The organism is Flavobacterium amylolyticum (genome assembly GCF_048284335.1).
GTDB lineage: Bacteria > Bacteroidota > Bacteroidia > Flavobacteriales > Flavobacteriaceae > Flavobacterium.
In genome coordinates this window covers 1,164,971-1,181,435 of sequence record NZ_JBLVPG010000001.1, presented here as the reverse complement: position 1 = coordinate 1,181,435, position 16,465 = coordinate 1,164,971, and the positions used below count along the sequence as shown (strand labels likewise).

The window sequence follows — 16,465 nt, the reverse complement described above, 5'->3', positions numbered from 1 at the left end:
TCGAGAATAAAAAAAGGCTGTCAAAAATTTGACAGCCTTTTTATTTACTTAAAAAGTTTAAAATAATGACTCTAAAATTAGTCTATCTTTTTATTTCCTCCAGCTCCTTGATTACCTGTTAAATCAATTTTTTTATTTCCTCCAGCTCCTTGATTACCTGTTAAATCAATTTTTTTATTTCCTCCAGCTCCTTGATTACCTGTTAAATCAATTTTTTTATTTCCCCCAGCTCCTTGATTACCTACCAACTCTACATTACCATTATTATCAATTGTTACAACAGGATCTGTTTCAGGTGTTGTAAAAGAAGTTAATACCATTATTAGAGAAAATAATCCGATTGTTAAAATTGCTTTTTTCATAATTTGGGGATTTTATGTTGTTGTTTGATTTTGTTTGTTTATGAACTCAGTTTCGCTGAATTCTTTTGTAAAACTACACAGACAACTTGATTTTTTCCTACAAAAAAAGACGTTTATGGTAGAATGCATCCGTTTGATAGTGGATGAACATCAAATTTAAGTAGGTAGCTGATTTTATATTTCTAAATAATTTCCGTTAGCAAATTCGGAGATAATAAGATCGATATTGACCTTATACGATTTAGAAAAAGGAAGTTTTTCAGTACTATTTTTAATATAACAGAGAGAGTTTCCACTATGAATTCTGGAAATATAGTTACGGTTCACAATATAACTATTATGGATTCTTATAAATGGATACGACAATGCGCCTTCAAAATGTTTCAATGTTTTAAAAGCAGTTATCATTTCTCCATTGTTTAGATAGATATCTGTTGAATTATTATCCGCTCGGAGATAACTTATGTCTTTTGCATCAATATAACGATAATCTCCATAAGACTTAATACATAAAGTCAACGAGTGCCCCGGACTTACTGTTTCTAGCTGTGGCAGACATATTGGTTTTTCCTCCAAAGTTATTGATTCGTTCAAGTCTACCTCATCTTCAACTTTTGCTTTATTTAATTTTAAAATCAATTTTACAAAATCGATTCGCACCAATGGTTTCAATATATAGTCTGTCACTCCATGTTGTATTGCCTCAAAAGCCAAATTTTTTTTACTAGTTGTCACAATAATTTTAGGAATAACTTTTAAATACCTGTGCAATTCATTGATAAGCGACAATGACAAATTACTAGCTTTGTTTACAGGATCAATTTCGAGAAAAACTAATTGCGGAGTATGCTCTAAAATAAGGTTTAACCCATCTGAATAATTATTTGCGGATGCCAAGAAGATAAGTTCTGAAAAACTATCAGCAATGCCTTTTGTTTTCAAAACACCTTCTGGATTGTCGTCAATAATAATGTACGAATAATTCATCAATGGCTTTTCCAGGAATTATTAGGCATAAATCATATATCCAAAATAAAAAATACTTTGGATCATTAAATTACTATTATAGTCTAGGGAAACTACTTATGCAAAAGCATAAAATATCAGACAAAAATGCTTGTTTAACATTCTAAAAATAAGCATTTAGCCTTTTTTATGTGGCTGTTGTTGATATGTTTTTAACAAATGTTGATACATTAAGATGAAATGCAAATATATCCGATTAAGAGCATTGGAGTTTTTTGAAAGAAATTGAAAATAAAAATTTATTTAAAAAATTATCCCAAAAAAATCTTCATTGTCAATCCTATAAAACGTATAATTTAGGAGTTGTAATGCCTCCTAGATCAAAAAAATACCTTATTTATCGATGATTTTTATATCAAAAATAACTGTTTCAAAATTAAATGCAAAAAACATTTTTTTTACAAATTTATCTTACTTTTATCGAAAAAAAACAACGCTATGAAAAAACTATTCACTTTAATGTGCTTATTCACTTATTTATTTGGTTTCAGCCAAGAAAATGAACCAACAAGTTTTAAGAAAAATGAAATTAAATTAAATGTTGCCTTTTTGGTTGCAGGTGGTTTCGAAGGAACTTTTGAAAGGATAATTAGCGAAGAATCTGCTTTTGGAGTTTCTTTATTTTTTCCTGTGATTGAAGACATTGAACCAAACTTTAGCCTGACCCCGTATTATCGTTATTATTTTGGAAAAAAACCTGCAGCTGGATTTTTTGCAGAAGGATTTGGAATGTTGAATTCTTATGATAGTTATATTTATAATGACAATTCATTTAATTCAGACATAGAAACCCGAACTGATTTTGCGCTTGGCTTTGGACTTGGGTCTAAATGGATTACCAAAAAAGGATTTCTTTTTGAAATAAATGCAGGTGTTGGACGAAATTTATTTAACAGCTCTGATACCGACTACGAAATTGTTGGTCGCGGTGGCGTAAGTTTTGGTTACCGATTTTAAAATAATAAAAAAAGGCTTCTCGATTCGAGAAGCCTTTCGTATTAAACAAACGATTTAATACATAATCGAGTTTACTTATTTATTACATTTTCATCAACCAGTTTTTTATTGAAACCTCATTTTCTATAATTGATTTCAAGTCTTCGATCGCTACACGGTCTTGTTTCATCGTATCTCTATGACGAATCGTTACCGTTTGATCTTCGATAGTTTGATGATCTACCGTAATACAAAATGGAGTTCCCAATGCATCTTGTCTTCTATAACGCCTTCCAACAGCATCTTTTTCATCATACGCCACGCTAAAATCCCAACGTAAATCGTCAATGATTTTATGCGCGATTTCTGGCAGTCCATCTTTTTTTACCAATGGCAAAATTGCCGCTTTAGTTGGAGCCAGAACAGAAGGCAATTTCAGAACCGTTCTTGTGGAGCCATCCTCTAATGTTTCTTCTTTTAATGAAGTTGCAAAAACTGCCAAAAACATCCTGTCCAATCCTACAGAAGTTTCCACTACATAAGGCACATAATTTTGATTCAATTCGGCATCAAAATACTGAAGTTTTCGGCCTGAAAATTGTTCATGTGCTTTCAGATCGAAATCGGTACGAGAGTGAATCCCTTCCAATTCTTTGAATCCAAAAGGAAAATTAAATTCAATATCAGCAGCTGCATTGGCATAATGTGCTAATTTTTCGTGATCGTGGAAACGGTAATTTTCTCTTCCTAAACCAAGTGATAAATGCCATTTTAAACGAGCTTCTTTCCAAAATTCATAATGCTTCATTTCTTCACCTGGACGTACAAAAAATTGCATTTCCATTTGTTCAAACTCCCGCATACGGAAAATAAATTGTCGGGCAACAATTTCATTTCTAAACGCTTTTCCGGTTTGTGCGATTCCAAAAGGAACTTTCATTCGTCCTGATTTTTGGACATTTAAGAAATTTACAAAAATACCTTGAGCCGTTTCCGGACGCAAATACAAATCCATTGCAGAATCAGCTGATGCTCCTAATTTTGTACCAAACATCAAATTGAATTGACGCACCTCAGTCCAATTTCTGGAACCTGATTCCGGACAAGCAATTTCCAATTCTTCAATTAATGCTTTCACATCTTCCAAGTCTTCGTTGCCAAGTGAACGCGCCATTCGCTCCAGAATTTCTCTTTCTTTAGCTTTATATTCAATTACACGGGCATTTGTAGTTATAAATTCCTGTTCGTTGAACGCATCCCCAAACCGAGTTCTTGCCTTTTCGATTTCTTTGACTGCTTTTTGATTCAGCTTTTCGGCATAATCTTCAATCAAAACATCCGCTCTATATCTTCTTTTTGAATCTTTGTTATCAATCAATGGATCATTAAAGGCGTCTACGTGACCTGAAGCTTTCCATGTAGTTGGGTGCATCAATATTGCCGCATCAAGACCTACGATGTTATCGTTCATTTGAACCATTGCTTTCCACCAGTATTCGCGTATGTTCTTTTTTAACTCTACTCCGTTTTGTGCATAATCATAGACTGCACTTAAACCATCGTAAATTTCGCTTGACGGAAAAATAAATCCATATTCTTTTGCGTGCGAAATTACATTCTTAAATAAATCTTCTTGTTTTGCCATAATGATGCAAAAATATAAAAAGTGAACTTAAAAAAAAGAAAATTGTTAAAGATTGAAGCATTGATTTGTTTATTTTTATAAATAAATCCCTGATTAGATGTTTGAAAGCCTTATAAATTTATTTTTTCCAAAAGTCTGTTCCGGCTGTAACTCCTTTCTACTGGTAAATGAAAATGTGATTTGTACGGTTTGCAGACACGAGATTCCACTGACCAATCACCATTTGAACCCTGAAAACGATGCTTTCAAAAAATTTTACGGACGGATTCCGGTACAACATACCTCGGCATTATTTTATTTCCATAAAAAAGGAATTGTCCAAGAACTTATTCATAATTTAAAATACAAAGGGCATGAGGAAATAGGAACAATTTTAGGCGAATGGTATGCTCAGGATTTAAAGAAAATCAAATTATTAGAATCGGTAGATCAGATTATTCCAGTTCCATTACACCGAAAAAAGTTAAAAGAAAGAGGATACAATCAAGTTACCGCTTTTGGAAAAGCACTTTCTTCGGTTTTAAAAGTCGGATACAATGATTCACTGTTGATTAGAAAGGTATATTCAAAAACCCAATCTAAGAAAAATTTATTAGGAAGAACCGAAGGAATCGAAATGATTTTTGATGTTGTGTTTACTAAAAAAGACTACAACAAACATTTCCTGTTAATTGATGATGTTATCACTACCGGAGCTACATTAGAAGCTTGTTCCAAAGTTTTACTTAAAATCCCCGGTGCCAAAATTAGCATTGTTTGTATGGCGATGGCGCAATCGTAACTCGGGACTAAATACATGTATTCAAAATCGAGTTACAATTTAAAGCATGAAGTTTTTTAGCACTCATGAGTTCTCTTAACTTTTATTCTACAAGGAGCTCCAGGTACCTCTTAAGAAGTAGTAGAATTTTTCATCCGTCTTTTGGGCGACTAAAAAGTTTAAAGCGAGAAGCAGCACGCGCAAAAACGAACTGACAAAGTGAATAACTCCTGAAAACAAGTTTGTTACCAGTTCAAACAGCACGCCATCAAATTAATTTAATGAAATTATAACCAAATAGAATTTCCGTTTCCAAAGTTTAATGTTTAAATTTGAATAAAAATTTTTATAAATCATTTAAACAATCATATTATGGCTTTTGAATTACCACAATTACCTTATGCGTATGACGCATTAGAACCTCATATTGATGCGCGTACAATGGAAATTCACCATTCTAAACATCACAATGCGTACACAACCAATCTAAATGCTGCAATTGTTGGTACAGATATGGAAGGCAAGACAATTGAAAATATATTGATTAATCTTGATATGAAAAACGCAGCTGTTCGTAACAATGGTGGTGGTTTTTACAACCACAACTTGTTTTGGAACGTAATGACTCCAAACGGAGGCGGACTTCCTACTGGAGATTTACTAGTTGCAATTGAAGCTGCTTTTGGAACTTTTGAAGAATTTAAAGCAAAGTTTAGCAAAGCAGGAGCAACACAATTTGGTTCTGGATGGGCTTGGCTTTGCGTTCACAAAGGCGGTAAAGTAGACGTTTGCGGTACGCCTAATCAAGACAATCCATTAATGCCCGGTGTAGGTTGTGCTGGAACTCCAATTTTAGGAATGGATGTTTGGGAACATGCTTACTATTTGCATTATCAAAACAGAAGACCCGATTATATCGAAGCTTTTTTCAATGTAATTAACTGGACGGAAGTTGCTAGAAGATATGCCTTAGAGAAATAATCTTTTCTCTTTTACACAAAAGCGCCGATTTCAAATTTAGAAATCGGCGCTTTTTTTATGGCATTTCTTCACTTTATTCCAATAAAAAAGGTGGAATCTCTTCCACCTTTTTTGCCCCAAATCTACCATAAATTTAACCTACTAATGTTATGGTGAGTCAAAATTATACTAGTTCTTCGTTGCTGCCAAATAAATTAGATGAATAACTTAGAAAACCGATTAAAAACCAATCAGTTCCAATTATTAATAGGCTCTTGCATCTTTCCCTTCATAAAAATTCATGAATGCACGATTTACCACTCGGTTGCCTCCTGGAGTAGGATAATCACCGGTAAAGTACCAATCTCCTAAATTTTTTGGACAGGCAGTATGCAAATCATCTACCGTTTGAAATATTATTTTTACTTCGGCTTTTATCTCCGGAGAACTTAACATTTGTGCAATTTTATCCGAAACTTCTTGTGGTTGAAAAGGTGCGTATATTGCTGTTACATAATTGACCACTTCAGTGTCATTGAAGTTTTCCTGTGCTTTACATTTCACATATACTTCATCAACAATATGGTACAAGTTTCTTTCTTTTAGCAATTCTAAAGCGGCTTTGAAAGCTACTAATCCTTCTAATTTTGCCATGTCAATTCCATAACAATCCGGATAGCGTATTTGTGGCGCAGAGGACACTACAACAATTCGTTTTGGATTCAAACGATCCATCATTTTGATAATACTCATTTTGAGGGTTGTACCTCGAACAATACTATCATCGATAATTACTAAATTATCCGTTGGCTTTATCACACCATATGTAACATCATACACATGGGCAACCAAATCATCACGGCTACTATCCTCTGTAATAAATGTTCTTAGTTTTGCATCTTTAATCGCTACTTTCTCGGTACGTATTTTTACAGACAGGAGCTCTTGTAATGATTCCTTAGTCAAGGTATTTCTATTCTGAAGAATATAATTGTTTTTTCTTTGATTCAGGAAATCTTGAGCTGCTTCTACTAAACCGTAGAAAGAGGTCTCGGCAGTATTTGGAATATAAGAAAAAACAGTATTGTCCGTATCCTCATCAATAGCGTCCAAAACAGCGGGTAAGATAAGCTTCCCTAATGTTTTTCTCTCCTGATATATTTCTGCATCACTTCCTCTAGAGAAATAAATTCGTTCAAAAGAACAGGCTTTTTTTACTGTTGGAGGAAGAATCTCTTCCATTGAAACCGTGCCATTTTTTTTAATTATTAATGCCGTTCCAGGTTCTATTTCTTGTACTTTTTCGAAAGGCACGTTGAAAACGGTTTGTATAACCGGTCTTTCAGAAGCAACAACAACTACTTCATCATCTTGATAAAAATAAGCGGGACGTATCCCGGCAGGATCTCTAAAGACAAATGAATCGCCATGTCCTAAAAGTCCAGCCATAGCATATCCCCCATCTAAATTTTTAGAAGAACGTCTCAAAATTTTAGCAATATCCAAGCGCTCGGCAATTACAGGAGAAGCTTCTCTTTTAGACAAACCTTCTTCTTTACAATCCTGATACAACTGCATCACTTCTTTGTCCAAAAAATGTCCTATTTTTTCCATAACGGTCACTGTATCTGCCATTTCTTTTGGATGCTGACCCAATTCTACCAAATTTTGAAAAAGTTCTTTCACATTGGTCATATTGAAATTCCCTGCCAATATCAGATTACGATGCATCCAATTGCTCTGACGCAAAAACGGATGAACGCTTTCGATACTATTTTTTCCAAAAGTTCCATAGCGCACATGGCCCAAAAACAACTCTCCTAAGTACGGAATATTCTCTTTTTGAAGCGCTACATCATCCGCATACTCCGGATGAGCTGCCATCTCCTCATTTATTCTTTCATTTATTTGTTTAAATACATCTTGAATGGGCTGCGAATGATTGGATCGCACGCGACTAATATACCGCTCCCCAGGTTCAACATCCATTTTAATACTTGCAAAACCTGCTCCGTCTTGCCCGCGATTGTGCTGCTTTTCCATAAGGAGATACATTTTTTGTATTCCGTAAAAAGCCGTTCCGTATTTCTCTTTGTAAAATTCAAGCGGTTTGAGTAGTCTAACTAGTGCTATTCCACATTCATGTTGTAAAGCGTCGCTCATTGTGTTGTTGTTTGTTGTTGTGTTATTCTAAAAATGAATTTGACTAATTTGTATGTATGACAATAATCAAACCAGATGCTATACCTTATATTTTTTTAACAAAAAAAACCCCGTTTCCGAGGTTTTCATGCATTATAATTCTATGTCAAACTGTGTCAATGATTTGAATTGTTGCAATCTTGACACAACTTCCTCTTTGTTTAAATTAACCATCCGTTCCGTTCCAAATTTCTCAACACTAAAGGAAGCTAAATTAGAACCGTATATAACCGCATTTTTCATGTTCTCAAAAGATATGTTTTCACTCTGTGTTAAATATCCTGCAAAACCTCCTGCAAAAGTATCTCCTGCTCCTGTTGGATCAAAAACTTCTTCTAATGGCAGTGCTGGTGCAAAGAAAACTTCTTTATTATGAAACAAAAGTGCTCCGTGTTCGCCTTTTTTAATTACTACATATTTAGGCCCCATATCCTGGATCTTAGCAGCCGCTTTCACTAGTGAATATTCTCCCGAAAGTTGTCTTGCTTCTTCGTCATTGATTGTAATTACGTCAACACGTTTCATCACATCCAATAATTCGGGCAAAGCACAATCCATCCAAAAATTCATAGTGTCTAGCACTACTAATTTTGGTTTCGTTTCCATTTGGTCAATTACACTACTTTGTACTAATGGATGTAAATTTCCTAGCATCACTATATCGGCATTTTTAAAATTCTGAGGGACTTTCGGTTGAAAATCACCCAAAACATTAAGTTCCGTTGCCAATGTATCTCTTGAATTCAAATCATTATGGTAAAGCCCGCTCCAAAAAAACGTTTTCCCACCTTTTACTACTTCAAGTCCAGAGATATCAATGTTTCTTGCTGTTAATAAATCTAAATATTCTTGTGGAAAATCATCGCCAACTACAGAAACTATGGCAGATTGTAAATTAAAAAAAGAAGCCGAAAGTCCTATATAAGGTGCAGCTCCACCTAAAATTTTATCCGTTTTACCAAAAGGCGTTTCTATGGCATCAAAAGCAACGCTTCCAACAATCAATAATTTATTCATTTTATGAGTTTCGAATTAAGGCGCAAAGATAGTTTATAAGTTGTAAAATTGCAACGGGTCTCAATTGTAAAATTTTACTAATTTAAACCATTCGCTTTTTAATAATTTACATTGTAAATAATTAAAAATCTCATTATTTACAATCTACAGATCTAATGAAAATGTCTTTATTTCAACCAGGAAATAATAGCCTCATTTTCTTGATTCACTGCATAATCCAAAGCCGTTTTTCCAAAAATATCCTTTTGATGCGTATTGATTTTATATTTCAACAAAATTTCTACACATTTTTCCTGACCAAAAGTGGCAGCAAAAAACAACGCATTGGCCTTATTATAATTTACTAAATCTGGACTCGCTTTGTGTTCCAACAACAATTCTGCTAAAGAAGAATACCCTTTGAAACACGCACCCATTAAAGCAGAATTACCAGAGGAATCCTGAATATCTAAATTTGCTTTTTGCGAAATCAAATAGGCTACAACATCATAATTATTATTGTAAACAGATAGAATAAGTAAACTATAACCAGAAGAATTTAATGAATTTATATCATTCCCTTCTTGTACAAAGCTTTCAATCGTTTTTACATCATTCGTTCTTGCCGCATCAAAAACAGCTGTGTTTTGCGCATTCAAAAAACCAGAAATTAAAACTACTAATATGGAAATTATTTTTTTCATTTTTTTAAAATTTAAATAACAAAGGAGCGCTAAAAAACGCTCCTTTGTTAATTTTTCTTACAATTATTGCATCATTAAAGTTTCTATCTCTTTACGATCCATTTTAAGTTCTTTTGCTAAACGCATTCCGTATTCACTGTCCGCTTGGTAAAAATGAGCAATCATTTTAGCAACAATCACTTTATTTTTCACTTGTTTCAATGCTCCAGATAAATTATAGATTAACGCATCTTGATCTTTTTTAGAAAAACTACGATACAAATCGCCTGCCTGAGCAAAATCATTTGGTTTCGAAATTTTTGCTTGAGCTGTTGTTACGTTAACAAATTCTGACTTTGAATATTTAAATTTCACATCATCCTTTACCTCCGGTTTATTCGTTGAAGGCTGATAATTTACATCACCCGTTTGAGGACGCAATGACATATACCCATTTTCATTGTATGTTGTAACTGCATTTTTAGGCATGTTTACAGGGATTTGTTGAAAATTGCCTCCTAAACGATGGCGTTGTGTATCAGAATACGAGAACAATCTCCCTTGCAATAATTTATCTTCGGAAGGCTCAATTCCCGGAACCAAAATTGCAGGCGAAAATGCCGCTTGCTCTATTTGTTGAAAATAATTGGAAGGATTTTGATTCAAAGTCATCGTTCCTACTTTGATCAGTTTAGCAATTTTTTCAGGCCAAATTTTAGTAGGATCAACAGCATTAAAATCCAAAGCCAAAAAATCTTCTTTTTTCAACATTTGAACATACAAATCCCATTTTGGAAAATTCCCTTTTTCAATTTCATTGCGCAAATCCAAAGTGGCGTGTTCAATTTGTGTGGATTGAATTGCATTGGCTTCGGCTTGCGATAAATTACGCACTTCTTGCTGTGGAACCCATTTGTATTTTACATAAGTCACTTCGCCTTTCGCATTTACCCATTTGTATGCATGTACTCCATTGCCTTCCATTTGGCGAAAATTTGCAGGAATTCCATAATCAGAAAATACCCAAGTCAACATGTGTGTTGATTCTGGAATATTGGAGAAGAAATCGAATACTCGATTCGGATCTGATGCGCCATTTGTTATTGGGGACGGTTTAAAGGCATGGACCATGTCTGGAAACTTCATCGCATCACGAATAAAAAAAACAGGCAAATTGTTTCCTACTAAATCATAATTCCCTTGTTCAGTGTAAAATTTAACAGCAAAACCTCGAGGATCACGGTACGTTTCTGGAGAACCCGCTTGGTGTGTTACAGTTGAAAAACGAACCAGTAAAGGTGTTTTTTTACCTGCTTTGTTTAAAAAATCTGCCATAGTAACATCCGAAAAATCAGAAGTTGCCACAAATTCTCCAAAGGCACCAGTTCCGCGAGCATGAACCACTCTTTCCGGGATACGTTCGCGGTCAAAAGCAGCTAGTTTTTCAATCAAATGAATATCTTCAAGCAGGACTTGCCCGTCTTGTCCAATGGTTTTTGAATTTTGATTGTCTCCTACCGGAGCTCCGGAATTTGTTGTCAGCGTTTGTCCAAATGTTAGCTGAGTTATCAATACTGCTATTGATAAAACGAGTACTTTTTGTTTCATAAAACTATTTTTAATTTATTTATTATTGCAAAAATATCTACAAAAAACATATTGACATAACTGAAAGTTTATATCTTTGTCATTGACAACATCTATATATATGAACATTCAACAATTAGAGTACATAATTGCAGTAGATCGCTTAAAAAATTTCACAAAAGCAGCCGAATATTGCAATGTCACCCAAGCAACATTAAGCACTATGGTCAAAAAATTAGAGGCTGAGCTTGGAATAATTATTTTTGATCGAAAAAAAAACCCAACGGAGACAACCGAAATTGGAATAGAAACGGTTGAAAACGCCAAAAAAGTAGTCCTTCACAGCCAGCTTTTAAAAGACAATGCTAAAAAGATTAATGGCAAAATTGAAGGGAAGATCAGAATTGGAATCATCCCCACAATTGCGAATTCTTTACTACCAAAAATTATAAAACCTATTTTAGAAAATTATCCTGATTTAAAATTAGAAATATCAGAATCAACAACTAATACCATTACAAAACAATTGAAGGAAGGCCAGCTTGACATGGGAATCGTGGCAACACCTTTGCAGGAGCCAGAAATTGAAGATATCATTTTGTTTTATGAAACTTTAATGGTGTATGGCGATATTGACCCCGGACAAAACTATATTTTACCTGACGAAATAAGAAATCATAAAATCTGGCTTTTGGAGGAAGGGCATTGCCTAAGAGAGCAATTTATTAAATTATGTTCTCTAAAGAAAAAAGAGAAAATGATTGGGAATTTAAAATTGGAAGCCAGCTCATTTGACACTTTATTGAATATGATTGACGAGTTTGGCGGATTAACTTTGATTCCAGAATTATATTATAATACCCTTTCCTCCGAAAGGAAACAACAAGTCAGTTTTTTTAATGCTCCCATTCCAGTGCGGGAAATGAGTATTATTTACCATCGCCCGTATGCCAAAATCCGAACAATAGAAGCGCTTGCCAAAATTATCCAAAGCACAATAAACAAAAACTTAATTTCAAATAAATACAAAAAAAGCGAATTAGCCATCACTCAAATTTAACGATCACTCACTCGTACTTTCATAAAAAGCATCTATAGAAAGTTGTTTTTGCATTGAAGCCATCACCGCTAACGCATCGCATCTTTCGTTTTGGATATGGTTATTATGTCCTTTGATCCATTTAAAATCTACTTTGTGTTTTCTATAAACAATTAAAAAACGTTTCCACAAGTCAGCATTTTTCCGATCTGCAAAGCCTTTTTTTTCCCAGCCCAAAACCCATTTTTTTTCTACTGAATCGACCACATATTTAGAATCAGAAATCACCAATACCCTAGTATTTGGATTTTTTAGTTTTTCGAGACCCACAATTACTCCCAGCAATTCCATTCTGTTATTTGTCGTTCGACGAAACCCTTCATAGAATTCCTTTTTATAGGGTTTTCCAACCCATTCCATAACTACTCCATAACCACCGTTTCCTGGATTACCCTTAGCAGCCCCGTCTGTGTAAATGTGTACGTCGTGAGAATTCAAAATTATAAATTATGCGTTAATAGTCTTTCAATCACTTCCGGAAAATACTTTTGTTCCAATTCATGAATTTTTTGGGCAACTTCTTCAGGAGTTTCATGTCCTGATAAAATTATGTTTTTTTGAAAAAGAATGTTTCCCTCGTCATAATTTTCATTAACATAATGAATCGTAATTCCGGTTTCTTTTTCTTTATTCCCAACAATTGCTCTGTGAATATGCATTCCATACATCCCCTTTCCTCCATATTTTGGCAACAATGCAGGATGAATATTTATTATCTTATGGGGATAGGCAGTAATGATATTTTCAGGGAATTTTAATAAGAATCCCGCTAAAATTATCAAATCAGGTTGAATTACATTTACTTTTTGTAGTACTTCGCCTTCAAAAAGTTGTTCTTTTGAGAAAACCTCTGTTGGTAAATCATAGTTTTTGGCTCTATCTAGCACACGAGCAGTTGGGTTATTTGTAAAGACCGCCACAACACTTCCTGTTTTTGTTTTTTCAAAATACTTTATGATGTTTTCAGCATTAGTACCCGATCCAGAGGCAAAAATCATAATTTTTTTCATAACCTAACATGTTTTAATGGTACAAAAAAAGGCATAAAAAATGAAAATAAATAACATTGCACCAGCTTTGTTAAAATAAATTTCATAAATTAGATCTCACATTTATTAACTAAATAGTTGTTTTAAAATAAAGTTTTTTATTTTTGCCAACAAATTAAATTCTAAAATTAAAGATTATGTCAGACATTGCATCAAGAGTAAAAGCGATTATCGTAGACAAATTAGGTGTTGACGAAAACGAAGTTGTAACAGAAGCAAGCTTCACTAATGATTTAGGAGCTGACTCATTAGACACTGTTGAGCTTATTATGGAATTCGAAAAAGAATTTGACATTCAAATTCCAGACGATCAAGCAGAAAACATCGCTACTGTAGGTCAAGCAATCTCTTACATCGAGGAAGCTAAAAAATAATAAAGTACACACCCGTTTACAGTTTTGTAAACGGGTGTTATTATTTTTTTTAAAATTAAATTCGAGATTGTATTTCAATCAAAATTATATTTATTGTATTACCCATGGCTCTTTTGTAATAGTTATACAATAAAGAAAGCATGGGTTTTATTTGTTTAAAGAACACAAAAATAAAGAATTTATGGTATTAAGACGAGTTGTTGTAACAGGTTTAGGCGCTCTCACACCCATTGGAAATAACATTGAAGAATATTGGAACGGGCTTATTAACGGCGTTAGCGGTGCAGCTCCAATAACCTATTTTGATGCTTCAAAATTTAAGACTCATTTTGCCTGCGAATTAAAAAACTTCAATGCAGAAGATTTTTTAGACAGAAAAGAAGCCAGAAAAATGGATCGCTATGCTCAATATGCAATGGTTTCGTCTGATGAAGCTGTACTTGATGCTGGTTTTAATTTTGAAAAATTAGACAAAGACAGAGTAGGTGTTATTTGGGGTTCTGGAATAGGCGGACTGGAAACGTTTCAAATTGAAATGTTGAACTTTGCAGCTGGAGATGGAACACCAAAATTTAATCCCTTCTTTATTCCAAAAATGATTTCTGATATTGCGGGTGGCCATATTTCAATAAAATACGGATTTAGAGGTCCAAACTTCACAACTGTTTCTGCTTGTGCTTCTTCTACAAATGCTATTATTGATGCGTTCAATTATATCAGGTTAGGCCATGCAGATGCTATGGTTACGGGTGGCTCTGAAGCTGCAGTAACAATTGCCGGCATGGGTGGTTTCAATGCCATGCACGCTTTATCAACAAGAAATGATGATCCTAAAACAGCTTCTAGACCGATGGATAAAGACAGAGATGGCTTTATTTTGGGCGAAGGCGCTGGAGCATTAGTACTAGAAGAGTACGAACATGCAATCGCTCGTGGTGCTAAAATTTATTGTGAAATAGGCGGTGGCGGTATGTCAGCAGATGCGTATCACATTACTGCTCCGCATCCTGAAGGACTTGGCGCTAAAAATGTAATGTTAAACTGCTTGAGAGATGCTGGTTTACAAGCGACTGATGTTGACGGTGTAAACATGCACGGAACTTCAACACCTCTTGGTGATATGGCAGAATCTAAGGCGATATTACATGTTTTTGGCGAACATGCTTATACCATGAATTTAAATTCAACTAAATCCATGACGGGCCATTTACTTGGAGCAGCTGGAGCGGTCGAAACAATTTCTTCGATCCTTTCGTTAAAACACGGAATAGTACCTCCTACAATAAATCATTTTACTGATGATGAAAACATAGATTCTAAGCTCAACTTCACATTTAATAAAGCGCAGAAAAGAGAGATGAATGTGGTTATGAGTAATACTTTCGGTTTTGGAGGTCACAATGCTTGTGTATTGGTAAAAAAATTAGAACTTTAATTCTATATGCGTATAATCAAAAAAATATTTTCAAAATCCCGTTCTCCAGAAGACGGGATTTTTTTTGATTCTATTCAGAAAATTTTAGGGTTTTCTCCTATAAATCTTGATTATTATAAAAAAGCATTTACCCATAGATCCTCCAATCGTCTTGATGTTTTAGGAAATCCAATCAATTATGAACGATTAGAGTTTTTAGGTGATGCAATGCTAAGTGCGGTTATTGCTGCCCATTTATTCAGTAAAGCCCCAGCAGGCGACGAAGGTTATTTAACAAAAATGCGTTCAAAAATTGTTAGCCGAGAACATTTAAACGAATTAGGCAAAGATCTAAATCTAGTACAATACATAGAAAGCAAGGTACCACTGCAGCATTTTGGCGAAAACATACATGGAAATATCTTTGAATCATTAGTTGGAGCAATATACTTAGACGGAGGTTATGCGTATTGCGAAAAATTCATTCAAAAGAGAGTTATCATTCCCTATGTAGATATTGCCAGACTTGAAGGAAAAGTAATAAGTTATAAAAGTTTAGTCATAGAGTGGTGCCAAAAAGAGAAAAAAATATTTCATTATGATATCTTTGAGGACAATGCCATTGATGGACAACGCTTATTTGGTGTCAAACTTAGTATTGACAATAAAGTGATTGCAAAAGCAAGAGCTACCTCTAAAAAGAAAGCCGAAGAAAAAGCATCCCAACGCGCTTATTTTGCATTTCAAGAAAAAATGGATAGAAAATAACTTCATATTCATAAAACTATATCGTTTTCGTTCATAAATTAACAAAAACATCCCGTTTTGGGGAGTTGATACTTCAGTAGAAATACTATATTTACAACTTATTTTTTCATGAAATGGCTATTCATAAACTGGATCTTGGCGAATTTGACGAAATAGATTACTATCTTATTGCCATTCATACTTCCTTAGAGGACTATCGATTGGCATTTTTTATTAATCAAAAGTTGCCTGTAAATCTAAGTAAAAGCGACGATGAAATTCAAATCAATATAAAAGAAGGAGAAACTAATTTTTCCAGATTTTATTATAACAATATCGAAAGTACCATTTCCTGGAATTTAATTCAAAATAAAAACGAGGTCGTCCAGTATAAAAAAGGAAACGCTACAAATCTATTTTCAGATGTAACCATGGAAGTAGCTACAAAAGTCTTTTTACTACCTGAATTTAAAAAAGTGGATTATTTTTTGAAAATAGAAAATAACGGCGATACGATGGATGTATCCAAAATTCAGCTCCTATTAAATACCATAGACAGCATATCAACTGTTTACATAGTAGATACAAATAAAATAAAATCTAAAAACAATTTAATTTTTTAATA

Annotated in this window: 17 protein-coding genes; 8 read left to right on the top strand and 9 right to left on the bottom strand. The window is 34.0% G+C overall.

Annotated elements, in window-relative coordinates; genetic code table 11:
- Positions 1-77: 77 nt before the first annotated feature.
- Both ACNQF9_RS05285 and ACNQF9_RS05280 read right to left on the bottom strand, forming a co-directional pair.
- Positions 78-362, bottom strand: a complete 285-nt coding sequence (locus tag ACNQF9_RS05285) for a 3-oxoacyl-ACP reductase (protein ID WP_417989766.1) — start codon at positions 360-362, stop codon at positions 78-80.
- A gap of 174 nt (positions 363-536) precedes the next feature.
- On the bottom strand, positions 537-1,349 hold the full coding sequence (locus ACNQF9_RS05280) for a LytR/AlgR family response regulator transcription factor (RefSeq protein WP_417989765.1): 813 nt from the start codon (positions 1,347-1,349) through the stop codon (positions 537-539).
- Positions 1,350-1,826: 477 nt separating this feature from the next.
- Here ACNQF9_RS05280 and ACNQF9_RS05275 point away from each other — a divergent pair, with 477 nt between their 5' ends.
- Complete coding sequence (locus tag ACNQF9_RS05275) at positions 1,827-2,345, top strand: DUF3575 domain-containing protein (RefSeq protein ID WP_417989764.1); 519 nt, start codon at positions 1,827-1,829, stop codon at positions 2,343-2,345.
- A gap of 82 nt (positions 2,346-2,427) precedes the next feature.
- On the opposite strand, the gene ACNQF9_RS05270 is transcribed toward ACNQF9_RS05275, so the two are convergent.
- Positions 2,428-3,969, bottom strand: coding sequence for a glycine--tRNA ligase (locus ACNQF9_RS05270; RefSeq protein WP_417989763.1), 1,542 nt, complete (start codon positions 3,967-3,969; stop codon positions 2,428-2,430).
- Positions 3,970-4,066: 97 nt separating this feature from the next.
- Between ACNQF9_RS05270 and ACNQF9_RS05265 the strand changes: the two genes are divergently transcribed.
- Both ACNQF9_RS05265 and ACNQF9_RS05260 read left to right on the top strand, forming a co-directional pair.
- The gene (locus ACNQF9_RS05265) at positions 4,067-4,750 is read left to right on the top strand and encodes a ComF family protein (protein ID WP_417959193.1); all 684 of its coding nucleotides are present in this window, start codon (positions 4,067-4,069) and stop codon (positions 4,748-4,750) included.
- A 351-nt stretch (positions 4,751-5,101) separates the two neighbouring features.
- Positions 5,102-5,710, top strand: a complete 609-nt coding sequence (locus ACNQF9_RS05260; RefSeq protein ID WP_417989762.1) for a superoxide dismutase — start codon at positions 5,102-5,104, stop codon at positions 5,708-5,710.
- Positions 5,711-5,953: 243 nt separating this feature from the next.
- Here ACNQF9_RS05260 and ACNQF9_RS05255 read toward each other — a convergent pair whose 3' ends face one another.
- The 4 genes from ACNQF9_RS05255 to ACNQF9_RS05240 all read right to left on the bottom strand — a co-directional run bounded on the left by ACNQF9_RS05255 (position 5,954) and on the right by ACNQF9_RS05240 (position 11,178).
- Complete coding sequence (locus ACNQF9_RS05255) at positions 5,954-7,852, bottom strand: amidophosphoribosyltransferase (protein ID WP_417989761.1); 1,899 nt, start codon at positions 7,850-7,852, stop codon at positions 5,954-5,956.
- 132 nt (positions 7,853-7,984) lie between these two features.
- Entirely contained in the window at positions 7,985-8,908 is a 924-nt protein-coding gene (locus tag ACNQF9_RS05250; protein ID WP_417989760.1) for a PfkB family carbohydrate kinase, read from the bottom strand.
- Between the two features lie 167 nt (positions 8,909-9,075).
- Positions 9,076-9,591 carry an ankyrin repeat domain-containing protein gene (locus ACNQF9_RS05245; RefSeq protein ID WP_417989759.1) on the bottom strand — a complete coding sequence of 172 codons (516 nt, stop codon included), beginning with the start codon at positions 9,589-9,591 and terminating at the stop codon, positions 9,076-9,078.
- Positions 9,592-9,654: 63 nt separating this feature from the next.
- Positions 9,655-11,178, bottom strand: coding sequence for a catalase (locus tag ACNQF9_RS05240; RefSeq protein WP_417989758.1), 1,524 nt, complete (start codon positions 11,176-11,178; stop codon positions 9,655-9,657).
- Between the two features lie 100 nt (positions 11,179-11,278).
- On the opposite strand from ACNQF9_RS05240, the gene ACNQF9_RS05235 reads away from it, so the two are divergent.
- The gene (locus tag ACNQF9_RS05235) at positions 11,279-12,217 is read left to right on the top strand and encodes a hydrogen peroxide-inducible genes activator (protein WP_417959186.1); all 939 of its coding nucleotides are present in this window, start codon (positions 11,279-11,281) and stop codon (positions 12,215-12,217) included.
- Positions 12,218-12,220: 3 nt separating this feature from the next.
- Here the strand turns inward: ACNQF9_RS05235 and rnhA are convergent, their stop codons facing one another.
- Both rnhA and purN read right to left on the bottom strand, forming a co-directional pair.
- Complete coding sequence (gene rnhA / locus ACNQF9_RS05230; protein ID WP_417959185.1) at positions 12,221-12,694, bottom strand: ribonuclease HI; 474 nt, start codon at positions 12,692-12,694, stop codon at positions 12,221-12,223.
- 2 nt (positions 12,695-12,696) lie between these two features.
- Positions 12,697-13,266: a phosphoribosylglycinamide formyltransferase gene (purN, locus tag ACNQF9_RS05225; RefSeq protein ID WP_417959184.1), complete on the bottom strand. Its 570-nt coding sequence runs from the start codon at positions 13,264-13,266 to the stop codon at positions 12,697-12,699.
- 176 nt (positions 13,267-13,442) lie between these two features.
- Here purN and ACNQF9_RS05220 point away from each other — a divergent pair, with 176 nt between their 5' ends.
- The 4 genes from ACNQF9_RS05220 (at position 13,443) to ACNQF9_RS05205 (ending at position 16,463) form a co-directional block, all read left to right on the top strand.
- On the top strand, positions 13,443-13,679 hold the full coding sequence (locus ACNQF9_RS05220) for an acyl carrier protein (protein ID WP_007137004.1): 237 nt from the start codon (positions 13,443-13,445) through the stop codon (positions 13,677-13,679).
- 181 nt (positions 13,680-13,860) lie between these two features.
- Positions 13,861-15,114, top strand: a complete 1,254-nt coding sequence (fabF, locus tag ACNQF9_RS05215; RefSeq protein WP_417959183.1) for a beta-ketoacyl-ACP synthase II — start codon at positions 13,861-13,863, stop codon at positions 15,112-15,114.
- A 6-nt stretch (positions 15,115-15,120) separates the two neighbouring features.
- Positions 15,121-15,861 (top strand): ribonuclease III, encoded by a 741-nt coding sequence (rnc, locus tag ACNQF9_RS05210; RefSeq protein WP_417959182.1) that lies wholly within the window; start codon positions 15,121-15,123, stop codon positions 15,859-15,861.
- Positions 15,862-15,974: 113 nt separating this feature from the next.
- On the top strand, positions 15,975-16,463 hold the full coding sequence (locus ACNQF9_RS05205; protein ID WP_417989757.1) for an IPExxxVDY family protein: 489 nt from the start codon (positions 15,975-15,977) through the stop codon (positions 16,461-16,463).
- The last annotated feature ends 2 nt before the right edge of the window (positions 16,464-16,465 follow it).